This is a genomic window from Kordiimonas sp. UBA4487 (assembly GCF_002389025.1).
Classification (GTDB): Bacteria; Pseudomonadota; Alphaproteobacteria; order Sphingomonadales; family Kordiimonadaceae; genus Kordiimonas; species Kordiimonas lacus.
The window spans coordinates 180,352-195,097 of the sequence record NZ_DGNR01000011.1 but is presented as its reverse complement, the minus strand read 5'-3'; the positions used below and the strand labels follow the sequence as shown (position 1 = coordinate 195,097).

Below are 14,746 nucleotides of genomic sequence, written 5' to 3'. Positions count from 1 at the left end.
CGATGATCTACTTTACAAATCCTGATTCTTCGGTCAGGGTTGAGCATGACGAATTTCAACTGAATTTGTGAGGGCATTATGGGACGGCTTACCACCCATGTTCTGGACACCGCGAACGGGTGTCCGGGCGAAGGCATTCATATCAAGCTCTATGCGGTCACAGGAGACAGCATGACGCTTCTGAAGGAGGCTGTCACCAATAATGACGGCCGGGTGGATGCGCCGCTTCTGGACGGTGCCGATTTCAAGGCGGGGCAGTATCTGCTAGAATTTGCGGCGGGCGATTATTTCCGCGCGCGCGGCGCCGCACTCAGCGATCCGGCGTTCCTTGATATCGTGCCGATCCGCTTTGGTGTGGCGGACGCCGGTGCGCACTATCATGTGCCGCTCCTGATTTCGCCCTTCGGCTACAGCACCTATCGCGGCAGTTAGGGAGTTTTTGGCCTGATGTATGGAACTGTAAGATTTCTTCTCGACGGTGAGCTGTATGAGCTCGTGAACCCTGATCCCACGGAAACGGTTTTGGGTTTCCTGCGCTATAAGCTGGCGCGCACCGGCACCAAGGAAGGCTGCGCGGAAGGTGACTGCGGCGCCTGCACGGTGGTGATCGGCGAGGTGGTTGATGAGGAAATGCGCTACCGGGCGGTGAACGCCTGCATTCTGTTCCTGCCCACGCTCGACGGCAAGGAACTGATCACGGTTGAAAGCCTGAAGGCGAAGGACGGCACACTCCATCCGGTGCAGCAGGCGATTGTGGATACCCACGGCTCCCAGTGCGGCTTCTGCACGCCGGGGTTCGTGATGAGCCTTTATGCCATGTATGAGGACGGCGGCGTGGCCACGCGGGAGCGGCTCAATGACACGCTCGCCGGCAACCTGTGCCGCTGTACGGGCTATGGCCCGCTGGTTGAGGCCGGGATGCGCGCACAGGAAGCGCGCGTGCCGGTGGACCATATGGCGCTCAAGGACAAGATCGAAAGCCTCATTGCCCTCAAGCGCCACGAAACGCTGGAACTGACGGCCAAGGACCCGGTCTCAGGGGGTGAGAAGAAATATTTCGCACCCGTAACGATGGATGCGCTGGCCGATCTGGTGGAGGCCTATCCCGACGCCACGATCCTGGCAGGCGGCACCGACGTGGGCCTGTGGGTCACCAAGATGCACAAGGAACTTTCCGTCGTGATCTATACCGGCGCGGTGGCGGCGCTGAAGGAGACTCGCGAGTCTGGCGAGTCGGTTGAGATCGGCGCGGGCGTCAGCGTGACGGACGGCATGGAGCTGCTGGCCAAATACTATCCGGACATGGGGGAACTGTATCGCCGCTTCGCCAGCGTCCAGATCAGGAACAGCGGCACCATCGGTGGCAATATCGCAAACGGCTCGCCGATCGGCGACAGCCCGCCGGCGCTGATCGCAGTGGGCGCCCAACTCGTGCTCAGGAAAGGCGCTGCCGAGCGCACCATGCCGCTTGAGGACTATTTCATCGAGTACGGCAAACAGGACCGCGCACCGGGCGAATTTGTAGCCCGGATCATTGTGCCGAAACCGGTAGAGAATCAGCGATTCAGGACCTACAAGATTTCAAAGCGGTTCGATCAGGACATCTCCGCGGTGTGCGGGGCCTTTGGCCTGACCATTGTGGACGGTATTGTTGAGGATGCGCGCATCGCCTTTGGCGGCATGGCCGCGACCCCGAAGCGCGCGACGGCGGCGGAAACCGCGCTTGTGGGCAAGGAATGGACGGCTGAGGCAGTTGAAGCCGCGATGGAGGCGATGGCGCAGGACTATGCGCCGATTTCTGACATGCGGGCGAGCGCGGACTACCGCATGCAGGTGGCGCAGAACCTGTTGATGAAAGCGTTTGTGGAAACCACCGAGCAGACCGACACCCGGCTGGTGGGTAATAAGGAGCTGGCCCATGTCTGAAATGACGACTGATCAGCTCTCTGAAATCAAGGGCGCCGTGCACAAGGACCTCCGCCACGACAGCGCGCACAAGCATGTTTCGGGCGAAGCCATCTATATCGATGACCTGCCCGAGCCGAAGGACCTGCTGCATCTCTATGTGGCGATGTCTGAGAAAGCCCATGCGCGCATCATGGCGATGGATCTGGACAAAGTGCGGGCGGCCAAGGGTGTTGTGTGCGTGTTAACGGCCCAGGATATTCCTGGCCATAATGACGTCAGCCCGTTCGCGGGCGACGATCCGCTGTTCGCCGAGGGGCTTGTCGAATATATCGGCCAGCCGATTTTTGCGGTGGCGGCCACCAGTGTCGAGCTTGCCCGCGCGGCGGCCAAGCTGGCGGACGTAACCTATGAAGAACTGCCCGCCTACACGACCATTGACGAGGCGCTTGAGCATGAGAGCGCCATTGAACCCATGCAAACCATGGGGCAGGGCGACGCGGCCTCGGCGCTCGCGTCGGCACCCAACCGCCTGCAGGGCAGCTTCCGCATTGGCGGGCAGGACCATTTTTATCTCGAGGGCCAGATTGCTTTCGCCACACCACAGGAAGACGGCGATGTGCATGTCTATTCCAGTACCCAGCACCCGTCGGAGGTGCAGCATTTGGTGGCGCACGTGCTGGGGCGGCCAACCAATGCGGTTACGGTTGAGGTGCGGCGCATGGGCGGCGGCTTCGGCGGCAAGGAAACCCACCCGGCCATGTTTGCGGCGATGGCGTCTCTGGTGGCGGTCAAGACCGGACGGCCCGCGAAACTCAGGCTCGACCGCGACGACGACATGATCATGACCGGCAAGCGCCATGACTTCAAATATGACTATGACGTCGGCTTCGACGACGACGGCAACATCCTGGGCATTGAGATCACCATGGCGTCGCGCTGCGGCCGCTCGACCGACCTGTCGCCCGCCATCAATGACCGCGCCATGTTCCACGCCGACAATTGCTATTTCCTGGGCGACAGCACCATCAAGTCACACAGATGCAAGACCCATACGGTCTCCAACACCGCCTTCCGGGGCTTCGGCGGCCCGCAGGGTATGATCGGTGTTGAATATGTTATCGACGACATCGCTCGCACGCTGGGCAAGGACCCGAACGAGGTGCGGCTGGCGAACCTTTACGGCGAAGGCCGGGACACCACGCCTTACGGCATGACGGTGGAGGATAATATCGCCGCTGAGCTGATCACCAGGCTTCAGGACAGCGCCAACTATCAGGCGCGCAGGGTCGCGATCCGAGATTTCAATGCCGCGAGCCCTGTCTTGAAGAAAGGCATCGCGCTGACGCCGGTGAAGTTCGGCATCAGCTTTACCACCACCCACCTCAACCAGGCGGGCGCGCTGGTGCATGTCTATGCCGACGGCAGTGTGCATCTGAACCATGGCGGTACGGAGATGGGCCAGGGCCTGTTCGTCAAGGTTGCCCAGGTGGTGGCCGAAGAATTCCAGATCGATGTGGACAAGATCAAGATCACCGCCACAACGACGGCCAAGGTGCCCAACACGTCGGCGACGGCGGCCTCATCAGGGTCTGACCTCAACGGCATGGCGGCGCTGGATGCCGCGCGCAAGATCAAGGCCCGCTTGATCGATTTCGCGGCCGAGAAATACGGCTGCCCGACCGACCGTGTCAGCTTTAGAGGCAACAAGGTGTATGTGGAAAACAATGAGCTGGCGTTTGAGGAGCTGACCAAAGAGGCCTACCTGAACCGGGTGTCGCTTTCGGCCACCGGTTTCTACAAGACGCCCAAAATCCATTATGACCGCGCCACGCATAAGGGCCGGCCCTTCTTCTATTTCTGCTATGGCGCCGCGGTATCCGAGGTGACCATCGACGCGCTCACCGGCGAATATAAGGTCGATAGGGTCGACATCCTTCATGACACCGGCCGGTCGCTCAATCCGGCCATCGACAAGGGGCAGATTGAAGGCGGCTTCATCCAGGGCATGGGCTGGCTGACGACAGAAGAGCTGGTGTTTGACGGGCAGGGCAATCTGAAGACCCACGCGCCGTCGACCTACAAGATCCCGGCCTGCAGTGACCGGCCCGAGGTGATGAATATTGACCTCTATGCCGAAGGCCGCAATGTCGAGGCCACCATCCACCGGTCCAAGGCGGTGGGCGAACCGCCCTTCATGCTGGCGAACAGCGTGTTCCTGGCGATCCGCGATGCGGTGGCGTCTGTGGCGGACAATAAGGTTTTGCCCCAGCTGAATGCGCCAGCCACACCGGAAGAGGTGCTGAAGGCCATTGGGCAGATGCGGGGGTAAGCTGGTGTCTGGTGAGTTTGGCGTCCTGATTTTGATTGAAGAGACCAAAGGGTCGGCCCCGCGTGAAGCGGGCACCACCATGTGGGTGGATGCGCGTGGCATCCAGGGCACCATTGGGGGCGGCAATCTGGAATATCTGGCGATCGAGCAGGCGCACAAGCTGCTGGCTGACGAGACGCTTACGGAAGTGACCCAGAACTACGCGCTCGGCCCACTCCTCGAGCAGTGCTGCGGCGGCAGCGTTGTCCTGAAGCTTGCGAAGAAGCCGCTCGCGGAGCGCATGGCGCTGATGGCCGACCACCGGGCGCTCGCGCCGCTTTACATGTTCGGCGCGGGGCATGTGGGCAAGGCCGTGATGGCCGCGATCCACAAGCTGCCCTTTCGGGTCACATGGGTAGACGAACGCGCGCACGAGTTCCCAAGCTTTGTGCCTAAACATGCTGAGACGGTGACAGACCGCGACCCGCTAGAGGTGGTGGAAAGCGCGCCCGCGGGCAGCCTGTTCCTCATCTTCACCCACAGCCACCAGCTGGATTATGCCATCACGGCAGCGGTCCTCAAGCGCGGGGACGCGCGCTACTGTGGGCTCATTGGCTCAAAGACCAAACGCGCCCGGTTTGAAAACCGCATGCTCAAGGAACGCGTGATCACGGAAGCGGATTTGCCGAAGATGACATGCCCCATCGGGGTTGAAGGCGTTACCGGCAAGGAACCCGAAGTCATCGCCGCTGCCGTCGCCGCACAGCTGTTGCAGCAGCTTTAGTCTTTACTCATTAGCGTGAATGTGAAGCCATCCGTTTTCAGGTTTGGCAGCCTGGTAAATAACAGGTTGATATCTTTTCTTCTGAAGGGCTTCAGGTTGATGACATGGTCGGGCTTTTCTTTTTGAGCCGAATAGATTTCCAATCGGAACGGCGGCCTGGCACCGATTTCAAATTTTGAGATGGCGGTACATTTTGCTATGTCCGCTAAACCGATTTCCCAGTGAGGGACAAAGAACTTTCTGTGAACCAGCCGGTCTTTCGTCAGGATGATAGTTTCACCACGCGACCACATGAAAAGGACCAAGAAAATGCTGATCGAAATGAGTAGCAGGTCCTGGTCGATGGTGCCGCGCTTCAGCCAGACCAAAAGATCCAGAACGAGCAACAGTAGTGGGATACTTCCAAAAATCAGCAGTGTGCTGATTGATTGTTTGATTTTCACGATGGGATCGGTCCGGCTCATACAAAAGCCTCCTTCGGTGGTGCCTGCCCGAACCTTCCATCCGCTTTCATGGCTTCATCCAGGAAATCGATAAAGGCGCGCACGCGGGGGGGGACATATTTCTCGTACGGATAAAGCGCGGCGATATAGGCATCCTGCGGCATGTGGTCCGCGAGGACGATCTTCAGCTTGCAGGCCTTCACCTCCTCGGCCACCTCGAAATAGGTTTTGAACACCAGCCCCGCGCCTTGAAGCGCCCATTCCTTCAGCGCTTCGCCATTGTTGCTATCGAGCGTGCCTTCAACGCCCACGTCATAGTCTTCGCCTTTCCTGTCCTTGAAGCGCCAGCGGAACTGGCGGGAGCCTGGGAAGCGCAAGAGCAGGCAGTTATGGTCCACAAGGTCACGCGGTGTTTCGGGCACGCCGCGACGCGCCAGATAGTCGGGTGACGCGAAGATATAGCGCGGGCAGGGGCTAAGGATACGCGCCTTGAGGCTGCTGTCCTTGAGGGGCCCAAGGCGCACGCTCACATCCATGCCGTCCCCGAACACATCCACAAGCGCGTCGGTCATGCGGTACTGTAGGCTGACGTCCGGATAGCGGCCATTGAATTCCGGGATCATGGGGGCCAGAAACTGGCGCCCGAAGCTGGTGGAGCTGGTGAGCCTTAGAATGCCTGAGGGCATGGTGTCGTGCTCGCTCACCCGCGCTTCGGCGTCCGCCACGCGCCTGCGGATATCCAGGCAGTCGTCATAGTACCGCCGCCCGGCTTCGGTGACGGTGACCTTTCGTGTAGTCCGGTTGAACAGCCTGACACCCAGGTGTGACTCGAGTCGGGCGATTCGGCTGGACACCAGCGCCGGCGACATCCGAAGCGTCCGCCCGGCGCCAGAGAAGCTACCCTGTTCCACCACGCGGACAAAAACCGCCATATCATCAAACACGCTCATACTAGGCCACAAACCCACAAAGAGCATCGGCATCGTTGGAGCAGAAAAGTACCGAATTCGAGGGAAAGAGCGCAGGTGATGCAGGGACATCAGCGAGCATTTTGATCGAAGAAGTCGGCCTTTTCTGCCCACCCCTACGGGCCGCATACAGCTTCCCGTCAGACCGCGTCGAAAACTCTTGAAATAACCCATTATTCTGCATCGTTTTCTCCTAACTGACGGAAAGCTATGTGCGGCGCTGCTCGATTCTATTTGTGGGTTGTGGCTTATAATTATCAAAATATTTTTGAAAATCCTACAGAAATTACGTGATTATTCAGGATGATCAGGTGGTGTATGGTGCGCGCTGCCAGATTGGCGTTTCATTCTGATTTGGCGAACCCCCAAGTGCGCGAGGAGGCAGGACATGCAGCATGCAGACATCACCGTTACGGCGACTGTTTCCCCCGACTTTGCGGATATCCTGGGCTCCGATGCCCTCAGCTTTGTCGCTGAAGTAGAGCGTAAGTTTGGCGCGAAGCGACGGGAGCTGATGGCGGCTCGAGAGGCGGTCCAGAAAAAGCTCGACGGTGGAGACCTCCCCCTTTTCCTCCCCGAAACAGCTGATGTCCGCAGCCGTGATTGGAAAGTCCGTCCTGCCCCCTCGCCACTCCTGAAGCGCGCTGTTGAGATCACGGGCCCCGTTGACCGCAAGATGGTGATCAACGCCCTGAATTCCGGCGCCGACTGTTTCATGGCCGATTTCGAGGACAGCTCCACTCCCACCTGGGAGAATATGATCCAGGGACAGGTGAACCTGCGCGATGCCGCGCACGGCACGATCTCTTACGTGAATCCGGCGAACGGCAAAGCCTATGCGCTGAACGCGGACCACGCGGTGCTTCTGGTGCGCCCGCGCGGCCTGCATATGGTGGAAAAGCATGTGCTGTTGGGTGGCCGGCCGGTATCTGCCGGCTTCTTTGATTTCGCGCTGTTTCTTTATCACAACGCCAAAGCGCTTATGGCCAAGGGCGTTGGGCCATACTTCTACCTGCCCAAGATGGAACACCATCTCGAGGCCCGCCTGTGGGAAGACGTGATCGCCTTTGCCGAAGACCGCATGGGCCTGAAGCGCGGTACCGTGCGGGTGACGGTGCTGATTGAAACCATCACCGCCGCCTTCCAGATGGACGAAATCCTCTATGAGCTCCGCGAGCATATCGTGGGCCTCAATTGCGGGCGCTGGGACTATATTTTCAATTTCATCAAACGCTTCGCCCGGCGGCCTGATTTCGTGCTGCCGGATCGGGGGGCGGTGGGCATGGACCAGCATTTCCTGAAGTCCTACAGCCAGCTTCTGATCCAGACCTGCCACAAGCGCGGGGCACACGCCATGGGCGGTATGGCGGCGCAGATCCCGATCAAAACGGACGAGGCTTTGAACGCCGCCGCTGTCGCCAAAGTGCGCACTGATAAGGAGCGGGAGGCCAAGAATGGCCATGACGGCACCTGGGTGGCGCACCCGGGGCTGATCCCGGTCGCGCGCGAGGTGTTTGACGCGGTCATGCCAGGCCAGAACCAGCTTTCGAACCTCCGCACTGAAGTGTCCGTAACAGCGGAAGACCTGCTGACGCTGCCGAAGGGCGCTATCACCGAAGCGGGCGTGCGCAGCAATATCAATGTGGGCTTGCTCTATATCGCGGCGTGGCTTTCGGGCATGGGTTGCGTGCCGATCCATAACCTGATGGAAGATGCTGCGACGGCGGAGATTTCCCGCACCCAACTGTGGCAGTGGCGCACGCATGGTGCCAAGCTGTCTGATGGCCGCACCATTGATGACGCGCTCCTCGGTGCCATGATCGATGAGGAAGTCACCAAGCTTGAAGGCGAGACGTTCATCGGCAGGGATTATCTGGCAGACGCGGTGGCGCTGTTTACCTGCCTTGTGATGGATGACGAGCTTGAAGAGTTTCTGACCCGCCCGGCCTATGAGCTGGTGATGGATTATGAATTTGCAGACGCGGCATAAGACTTAGAAGGACCGGATGATGGAATTCGATTTTACCCCCTGGCTTAATCTGGCCATTCGCTGGCTGCATTTCATCACCGGGATCGCCTGGATTGGCTCCAGCTTCTATTTCGTCTGGCTTGATAACCATCTGGAAAAACCGAAAGAGCCCAAGAAGGGTATGTCGGGCGAGCTGTGGTCCGTGCACGGCGGCGGCTTCTATCACAAGCAGAAATATGCCGTGGCGCCGGAACAGATGCCCGAAAACCTGCACTGGTTCAAATGGGAAGCCTATTTCACCTGGATGTCCGGCTTCGCGCTTCTGGCTGTGATCTATTATCTGGGCGCGGACCTGTTCCTGATCGACCGGTCCAAGATGGCGCTGTCGCAGGCGGAGGCCATCGGCATCAGCCTGGCGTTCCTTGTTGGCGGGTGGGTGTTTTATGACGGCCTGTGCCGGTCACCGATCGGGAGTAACAACAAGCTCACCGGCATCATCTGGTTCGCGAGCCTCGTGGCGGCAGCCTATGCGCTGACGCAGATATTTTCGGACCGGGCGGCCTTCATCCATATCGGCGCCATCGTGGGGACCGCCATGGCGGCCAACGTGTTCATGGTGATCATCCCCAACCAGAAGAAGGTGGTCGCGGCCCTGACGGCAGGCGAGACGCCAGACCCGAAACTGGGCCAGATCGGCAAGCAGCGGTCGCTTCATAACAACTATATGACCCTGCCGGTGCTGTTCCTGATGATCTCGAACCACTATCCAATGACCTTCTCGAACCCTTATAACTGGGTGATCGTAGCGGCCATCGGCCTGGTGGGTGTGCTGGTGCGGCATTTCTTCAACCTCCGGCACAAGGGCAAGACCAGCCCGGCGCTCGTGGTGGCCGCCGTGGCGCTGTTCCTCGCCATCGCATTCTTTGCCGCGGAGGCCGAGAAGGCGGGCCGAGTTGAGGTGGCGGATGACCAGGTGACGTTCGAGAAAGTCCAGGCGGTTATTGGCAAGCACTGTGTCATGTGCCATTCGGCGACGCCGACCCACGAGTTCTTTGAGGAGGCCCCTGCTGGCGCGATGTTCGACACGGCTGACCAACTGGTGCAGTATGCCCCGACGATCATGGAACAGGCCGTCAAATCCGATATCATGCCGCTTGGGAACGAGACTGGCATGACGGACGAGGAACGCGCCCTTCTTGGCAAGTGGATTGAAGACGGGATGAAACGCTAGGCCATGCGCACGCTCAAAGCCGAACCGCTGACACCAGACGCTTTCGCCCCTTTCGGCGATGTCATTGAGGCGTCAGCGGACGCGCGGCAGATTTCCATCAATTACGGCAATACCACGCGGTTCCATGATCTGGCGCAACTGGCGCTCACCGCGGATGGCGGCAAAGTCGGTGTCAGTATCTTCCGGTCTAGCCCGCTTGACGGGCCGATCACCGTGAAGGTGATGGAATATCACCCCAAATCATCACAGGCGTTTGTGCCGTTATCCGGTCGCCCCTATCTGGTGGTGGTGGCACCCAAAGGGCCGTTTGATGCCTCAAAAATGCGCGCCTTTCTGGCGGGCCCCGGTCAGGGCGTGAACTATCACGCCGGCACCTGGCATCATTTTTCCCTCGCGCTTGAGGGCGTCAGCGATTTTCTGGTGATTGACCGCATTGCGGGTGATGACAATTGCGTTGAGCATGAGTTGAGCGCGGATGAGCAGCGAGTCGTCAGCTTCTAGTCCCCTGCAGGCTCGCCCAAAACCCGGGCCTTGAAGGTGGCCATGCCGTCGTTGATTTCCTGCAGTTTCTGCACGATGACCGGGTCTGTTGTCAGGCTGCACCCCATGCTGGAAATCGCGGTGCCCAGTTTCAATACAGGTATGGGTTCAGGTAGCCCTGCTTTTTTTGACAGATGTTTCGCCTCCAGCTCGCCGGTCAGCAGCAGATCAACCCGCCCCCGATAGAGCAGCCGCAACGCATCGATGCTGGTTTGTGTCATCAGGATATCCTGATGGCCCTGTGCCATGAGTTCACGGGTAGACGCATAATCAAACGTGGCTGAAACCCGGTAAGGCGTGATGTCCGCCAGCGACATGATCTCAATATCGGAATCCGGTCGTCGGTGAAGATACCAGCCGCTTTCGAAGATCGGCGACACCCATTGGAACAGGGCTTCCCGTTCTTCGGTTCGGTCGACGCTATAGAGGCAGGCGTTGGATGTTTCCTGCGCGGTCTGGAAGGCTCGCTTCCAGGGCAGAAGCTCGACCTGATAGCTGAACCCGGCCCGGCGCATCATCTCCGTGACAACGGCGTGCACTGTCCCCTCAATCTTGCCGGTGTTTTCCGAGAAGAAATTGAAGGGCGGGTTTTCTTCAGTGTAAAGCGTCAGCCGCACCGCGTCGGGTGCGGGTTCCACAGCGACTATCATCGCGGCAGTGGCGAAGGCAGCGAACACGCGGTGCTCCGGCTATTGTTGACCCATCCACCGGAGAGTGTACATGAAAATCAGAGTAATACCAGCAGCTTACGGTTTGCTGTACCGGCACGCGCCTGCAATATAGGTATGGCAGATGACGCGGTCATCCCCCAGCATCGATAGCACGAAAAGCGTTTCGTCGATCGACGTGCAATTCTCCAGCCGCCGCTTCAGAAGCGGGGTCGCAGCCAGATCGAGCACCAGGAAATCTGCCTCTTTGCCAGCTTCAAAACTGCCGACCTTGTCCCCCATGTTGAGGGCCCGCGCACCGCCAAGGGTCGCCAGATAGAATGACTTGTAGGGATCGAGCTTATGCCCCTTCAGGTGACACACCTTGTAGGCTTCATTCATGGTCTGCAGGAGCGAAAAGCTGGTGCCTGCGCCCACGTCTGTGCCCATGCCCACCTTCACACCGTGCGCTTCGGCTTTTTTCAGGTCAAAAAGGCCGCTGCCGAGGAACAGGTTCGAGGTCGGGCAATAGCTGATGGCCGCACCATTCTTTGCCATGCGCTGGAATTCATCGTCGCCCAGGTGAATACAGTGGGCGAACACGCTGCGGTCGGTCAGCAGGCCGAACTTGGCATAGACATCCAGATAATCCTTGGCATCTGGGTACAGCTCCTTCACCCAGTCAATCTCGCCCGTGTTTTCCGACATGTGCGTGTGCATCAGAAGGTCCGGGATTTCGGCCAGCAATTTGCCGGCGCGGGTCATCTGGTCGTCTGAGCAGGCGGGGGCGAAACGCGGTGTCACCGCATACCCAAGACGGCCTTTGCCGTGCCACTTTTCAATCAGCTCGCGGCTGTCGCGGTCGCCGCTTTCGGCCGTGTCACGCACGGCTTCGGGTACGTTGCGGTCCATCAGCGCCTTGCCGGCAACGATTCGCATGCCGCGGTCGAACGCGGCTTTGAAAAGCGCGTCGGCCGATTCTTTGTGAACGGTGCCGTAAACCAGTGCGCTGGTGGTGCCGTTCCTCAAAAGCTCATCAAGGAAGAAATCAGCGCATTCTTCCGCGTGGGCTGGGTCTTTGAATTTGGCTTCTTCCGGGAAGGTATAGCGCTCCAGCCAGTCCAGCAGCTGTTCGCCGAATGAGGCGATCATGTCCAGTTGCGGGAAATGGATGTGGGTGTCGATAAAGCCGGGGATGATCAGGCTGCCGCTATGGTCGACAATATAGGTGCCTTTCGGCAGGGTGGGTTCCAGATCAGCGCGCGCGCCACAGGCCAGCACATGGCCGTTTTCCAGCACCAGCAAACCGTCCGGGAAATAGGCTGCCGCGGCCTCGGTGCCAACCACAGCCGGGTCGTCCACAAGATGAAAAATCGCGCCTTTGATCGCTTTAACTGTCACACCCGATCCTTGTCTTGACCCCGGAATTGTCCGGTGGCCCACATAAAAACCCCTGCCCGCGGGCAGGGTTACATTCTGTCACAATTTGGAGGTTGGCGCTCCTTCAAACGAGCAATCCTGACTCCTTGGTCAGTTAATCACTTTTTTGGCGGAATTCCAAGCGTTTTCACGCATTTTTAGGCTAGAAAAGGCGGCTGTTGCGCCGGGACACCACATCCACGGCGACAAGGATTTTCTCAATCTCGCCAGCGTCGTCATACAGCGGCAAATAGAGCGCGAAAGCTTCCAGATATTCGCGGTCCGGCGAGATGGCTGGCGTGATGCACAGTTGCGGTACATTCTCAGAGAGCACAAGCGCACTTGTGTGGTAGATGCGGTTGGCTGCGATCTGGTTCGTCATCTCCCGGATGTCCTTGCCGGAGATCTCACCGTAGAAGTTGGCCACATGGGTGCCGATCAGCCGTACATGCAGGCCGAACGGTTCGTGGTCACGGGTTACATCCATGATCACCAGATGATCCAGATGCTTGCGGATTTCGGTGGGCCGGACATCTGCCCGGCATGGAAGCTTGTCGCCCGTGTGCTTGGACAACCAATAGTCATAGAAGAAATCCATAATCGGATTTTTGCCGACCACATCCTTGCCGCCGTGAATGACAAATTCACCGAACTCGGTGCCGGGTGGCAGGATGCTATGCTCCAGATTCAGCAAAACTGATTATCCGATTCCATTGCTCGACCCCAACTCGAGACTGGAATCTATCATACCTGAATTCAAGGAATGGTAAACAAGCTTGGCTTCAGGCCTCGCTCGTGCGGGTGCGGCTGAAGCCATACAGGCAGCGGCAAGGAGGCCAGCGCGAAGACTATAAGGCCCGGTCAGCGGGCACACCAAACCCGATGTCGATATAGCCGATATGATCGACGCGGTGATGTTCTGCTGCCGCCAGGTGGGGTTCTGTATCGACATACTCACTGTCGGAAAACTGGTAGACCGCCAGGAAATAGCGGATCGTGCCTTCCTTATCGGTCAGCGGCAGTTTCAAAGTGGTAGTTCGGGCCTTTTTGCCCTGACTGAGCATCAGCACCTCGGAAATATAAAAGCCACATGGTTGATTGATCACATGGTCATATACCGATTTGACCCGACGCCGCTGTGGTTCGGGCACCAGAGACAGGGGGTCAAGCCCCGTCAGTTTTCGGTCCAGCCAGGCTTCCACATCGGTACCGACAAGCCGTAGGGTATAATCACCGCTTTCCAGCCGTTCAAAGATGATCAGATTGGGCAAAATCGCCGCCAGCTTCGGCATGCTCAGGTCAGATTTGGCAGGGATCACTTTTCCGTCCTTGAGCAAATCACGCCACAGCACCGGCCAGAGCTTCAGCTTGTCCGTGAGGGTCGATTCGTCGATTTCATCCAGCTTCAGGTCAACCCTTGGCGGAACATGAGGGAAATCGAACGGCTTCTTCTGATATGGCTCTTTCATATGGCGTATCCTGCTGTCGCCTTGTTTTTTTCAACAATACCATAGAGATGGTCAGATCAATACGGCTGAAATCGGTCCTTGGATCAGGTTTGGTGATTTGCCGTAACGCCCACTCAGCAGGGGTTGCAGACTTTTCTTGTTGACGGGGATTTTTCCAGTTGATACTAATACTAAGAATTGTTCGCAATTGCAGAAGGTTGTTTGCGCCATGTATGTGTGTCTTTGCAATGGATATACTGACCGGGAAATCCGTGCCGCTGTGCGCGAAGGCGGCGTAAGCAACGCTGAAGAAGCCTATCTGTCACTTGGCAATGGCTTCTGCTGTGGTGCCTGCCATGACTGTGCAAATGATCTGGTGCAGGAGGAACTGCCGAACCGGCGGGTCCTTGCAGCGGAATAATCTACTTCCGGGCGCTGGCCCGGGCACGTAGGGGAAAAAAGACCGTCGGGCCAAATGCCCAGGCGGTCTTTTTGTGTCTTAAGCAGGTGCGGTGCGCGCGCAGCCGTTAGTCTTCGGCGGCCGGCGTCTGCAGCTGCACGTAATTCTGGTAGCCCATCTTGTCCAGAAGGCCTAGCTGGGTTTCCAGCCAGTCGATGTGCTCTTCTTCAGATTCGAGGATGCTTTCCAGCAGTTCACGGCTGACATAGTCGCGGATGCTTTCGCAATATTCGATCGCGTCCTTGAGGTCCTTGTGGGCCGTGTGCTCCATCTTCAGGTCGCATTCGAGGATTTCCTTCACATCCTCGCCGATCATCAGCTTGCCCAGATCCTGCAGGTTTGGCAGGCCTTCCAGGAACAGGATGCGTTCGATCAGCTCATCGGCGTGCTTCATCTCGTCGATGGACTCTTCATATTCCTTGTCCGCCAGCTTTTTCATGCCCCAGTCCTTGAGCATGCGCGAATGCAGGAAATACTGGTTGATGGCGGTCAGCTCGTTCTTGAGAATCACGTTAAGATGCTGAATGACCTTTTTGTCGCCTTTCATGACGAGCCTCCTCGGGTTCGGGTATTGTCGCTATCGATGATTGATCCAGACTATAGCGGCACCATAGCAGAAAA

The 14,746-nt window shown here is 58.3% G+C and carries 15 protein-coding genes; 8 read left to right on the top strand and 7 right to left on the bottom strand.

Annotated elements, in window-relative coordinates; all coding sequences use genetic code 11:
* The first annotated feature begins 78 nt into the window (after positions 1-78).
* Genes uraH through xdhC form a run of 4 tightly spaced genes read left to right on the top strand, consistent with a single transcriptional unit; the run spans position 79 to position 5,000 of the window.
* A complete protein-coding gene (uraH, locus tag B3Z17_RS06410; RefSeq protein WP_286829040.1) occupies positions 79-432 on the top strand; it encodes a hydroxyisourate hydrolase in 354 nt (117 codons plus the stop codon).
* 15 nt (positions 433-447) lie between these two features.
* Entirely contained in the window at positions 448-1,926 is a 1,479-nt protein-coding gene (xdhA, locus tag B3Z17_RS06405; RefSeq protein WP_286829039.1) for a xanthine dehydrogenase small subunit, read from the top strand.
* Complete coding sequence (gene xdhB / locus B3Z17_RS06400; RefSeq protein ID WP_286829038.1) at positions 1,919-4,237, top strand: xanthine dehydrogenase molybdopterin binding subunit; 2,319 nt, start codon at positions 1,919-1,921, stop codon at positions 4,235-4,237. Before xdhA ends, xdhB begins: the two co-directional genes overlap by 8 nt.
* 4 nt (positions 4,238-4,241) lie before the next feature.
* Positions 4,242-5,000 carry a xanthine dehydrogenase accessory protein XdhC gene (gene xdhC, locus B3Z17_RS06395; protein ID WP_286829037.1) on the top strand — a complete coding sequence of 253 codons (759 nt, stop codon included), beginning with the start codon at positions 4,242-4,244 and terminating at the stop codon, positions 4,998-5,000.
* Here xdhC and B3Z17_RS06390 read toward each other — a convergent pair.
* Together B3Z17_RS06390 and B3Z17_RS06385 are read right to left on the bottom strand one after the other, a co-directional pair.
* Positions 4,997-5,464, bottom strand: a complete 468-nt coding sequence (locus B3Z17_RS06390; protein WP_286829036.1) for a hypothetical protein — start codon at positions 5,462-5,464, stop codon at positions 4,997-4,999. The genes xdhC and B3Z17_RS06390 overlap by 4 nt on opposite strands.
* Positions 5,461-6,393 carry a LysR family transcriptional regulator gene (locus tag B3Z17_RS06385; RefSeq protein WP_286829035.1) on the bottom strand — a complete coding sequence of 311 codons (933 nt, stop codon included), beginning with the start codon at positions 6,391-6,393 and terminating at the stop codon, positions 5,461-5,463. Before B3Z17_RS06385 ends, B3Z17_RS06390 begins: the two co-directional genes overlap by 4 nt.
* 406 nt (positions 6,394-6,799) lie before the next feature.
* Between B3Z17_RS06385 and aceB the strand changes: the two genes are divergently transcribed.
* The 3 genes from aceB to B3Z17_RS06370 are packed head-to-tail and all read left to right on the top strand — an operon-like array spanning position 6,800 to position 10,112.
* A complete protein-coding gene (gene aceB, locus B3Z17_RS06380; RefSeq protein WP_286829034.1) occupies positions 6,800-8,401 on the top strand; it encodes a malate synthase A in 1,602 nt (533 codons plus the stop codon).
* A 19-nt stretch (positions 8,402-8,420) separates the two neighbouring features.
* A complete protein-coding gene (locus B3Z17_RS06375) occupies positions 8,421-9,611 on the top strand; it encodes a urate hydroxylase PuuD (protein WP_349680305.1) in 1,191 nt (396 codons plus the stop codon).
* A 3-nt stretch (positions 9,612-9,614) separates the two neighbouring features.
* Positions 9,615-10,112, top strand: coding sequence for an ureidoglycolate lyase (locus B3Z17_RS06370; protein ID WP_286829032.1), 498 nt, complete (start codon positions 9,615-9,617; stop codon positions 10,110-10,112).
* On the opposite strand, the gene B3Z17_RS06365 is transcribed toward B3Z17_RS06370, so the two are convergent.
* The 4 genes from B3Z17_RS06365 to B3Z17_RS06350 form a co-directional block, all read right to left on the bottom strand.
* Entirely contained in the window at positions 10,109-10,828 is a 720-nt protein-coding gene (locus B3Z17_RS06365) for a substrate-binding periplasmic protein (RefSeq protein ID WP_286829031.1), read from the bottom strand. The two genes, B3Z17_RS06370 and B3Z17_RS06365, sit on opposite strands and share 4 nt — an antisense overlap.
* Positions 10,829-10,897: 69 nt before the next feature.
* Positions 10,898-12,199, bottom strand: coding sequence for a guanine deaminase (gene guaD / locus B3Z17_RS06360; RefSeq protein WP_286829030.1), 1,302 nt, complete (start codon positions 12,197-12,199; stop codon positions 10,898-10,900).
* Positions 12,200-12,380: 181 nt separating this feature from the next.
* The gene (locus tag B3Z17_RS06355; protein ID WP_068308272.1) at positions 12,381-12,911 is read right to left on the bottom strand and encodes a PAS domain-containing protein; all 531 of its coding nucleotides are present in this window, start codon (positions 12,909-12,911) and stop codon (positions 12,381-12,383) included.
* 154 nt (positions 12,912-13,065) lie between these two features.
* Entirely contained in the window at positions 13,066-13,686 is a 621-nt protein-coding gene (locus tag B3Z17_RS06350) for a PAS domain-containing protein (protein WP_286829029.1), read from the bottom strand.
* A gap of 208 nt (positions 13,687-13,894) precedes the next feature.
* On the opposite strand from B3Z17_RS06350, the gene B3Z17_RS06345 reads away from it, so the two are divergent.
* Positions 13,895-14,086: a (2Fe-2S)-binding protein gene (locus B3Z17_RS06345; protein WP_068308266.1), complete on the top strand. Its 192-nt coding sequence runs from the start codon at positions 13,895-13,897 to the stop codon at positions 14,084-14,086.
* 106 nt (positions 14,087-14,192) lie between these two features.
* Here the strand turns inward: B3Z17_RS06345 and bfr are convergent, their stop codons facing one another.
* Positions 14,193-14,672 carry a bacterioferritin gene (gene bfr / locus B3Z17_RS06340; protein ID WP_068308263.1) on the bottom strand — a complete coding sequence of 160 codons (480 nt, stop codon included), beginning with the start codon at positions 14,670-14,672 and terminating at the stop codon, positions 14,193-14,195.
* Positions 14,673-14,746: the final 74 nt, after the last annotated feature.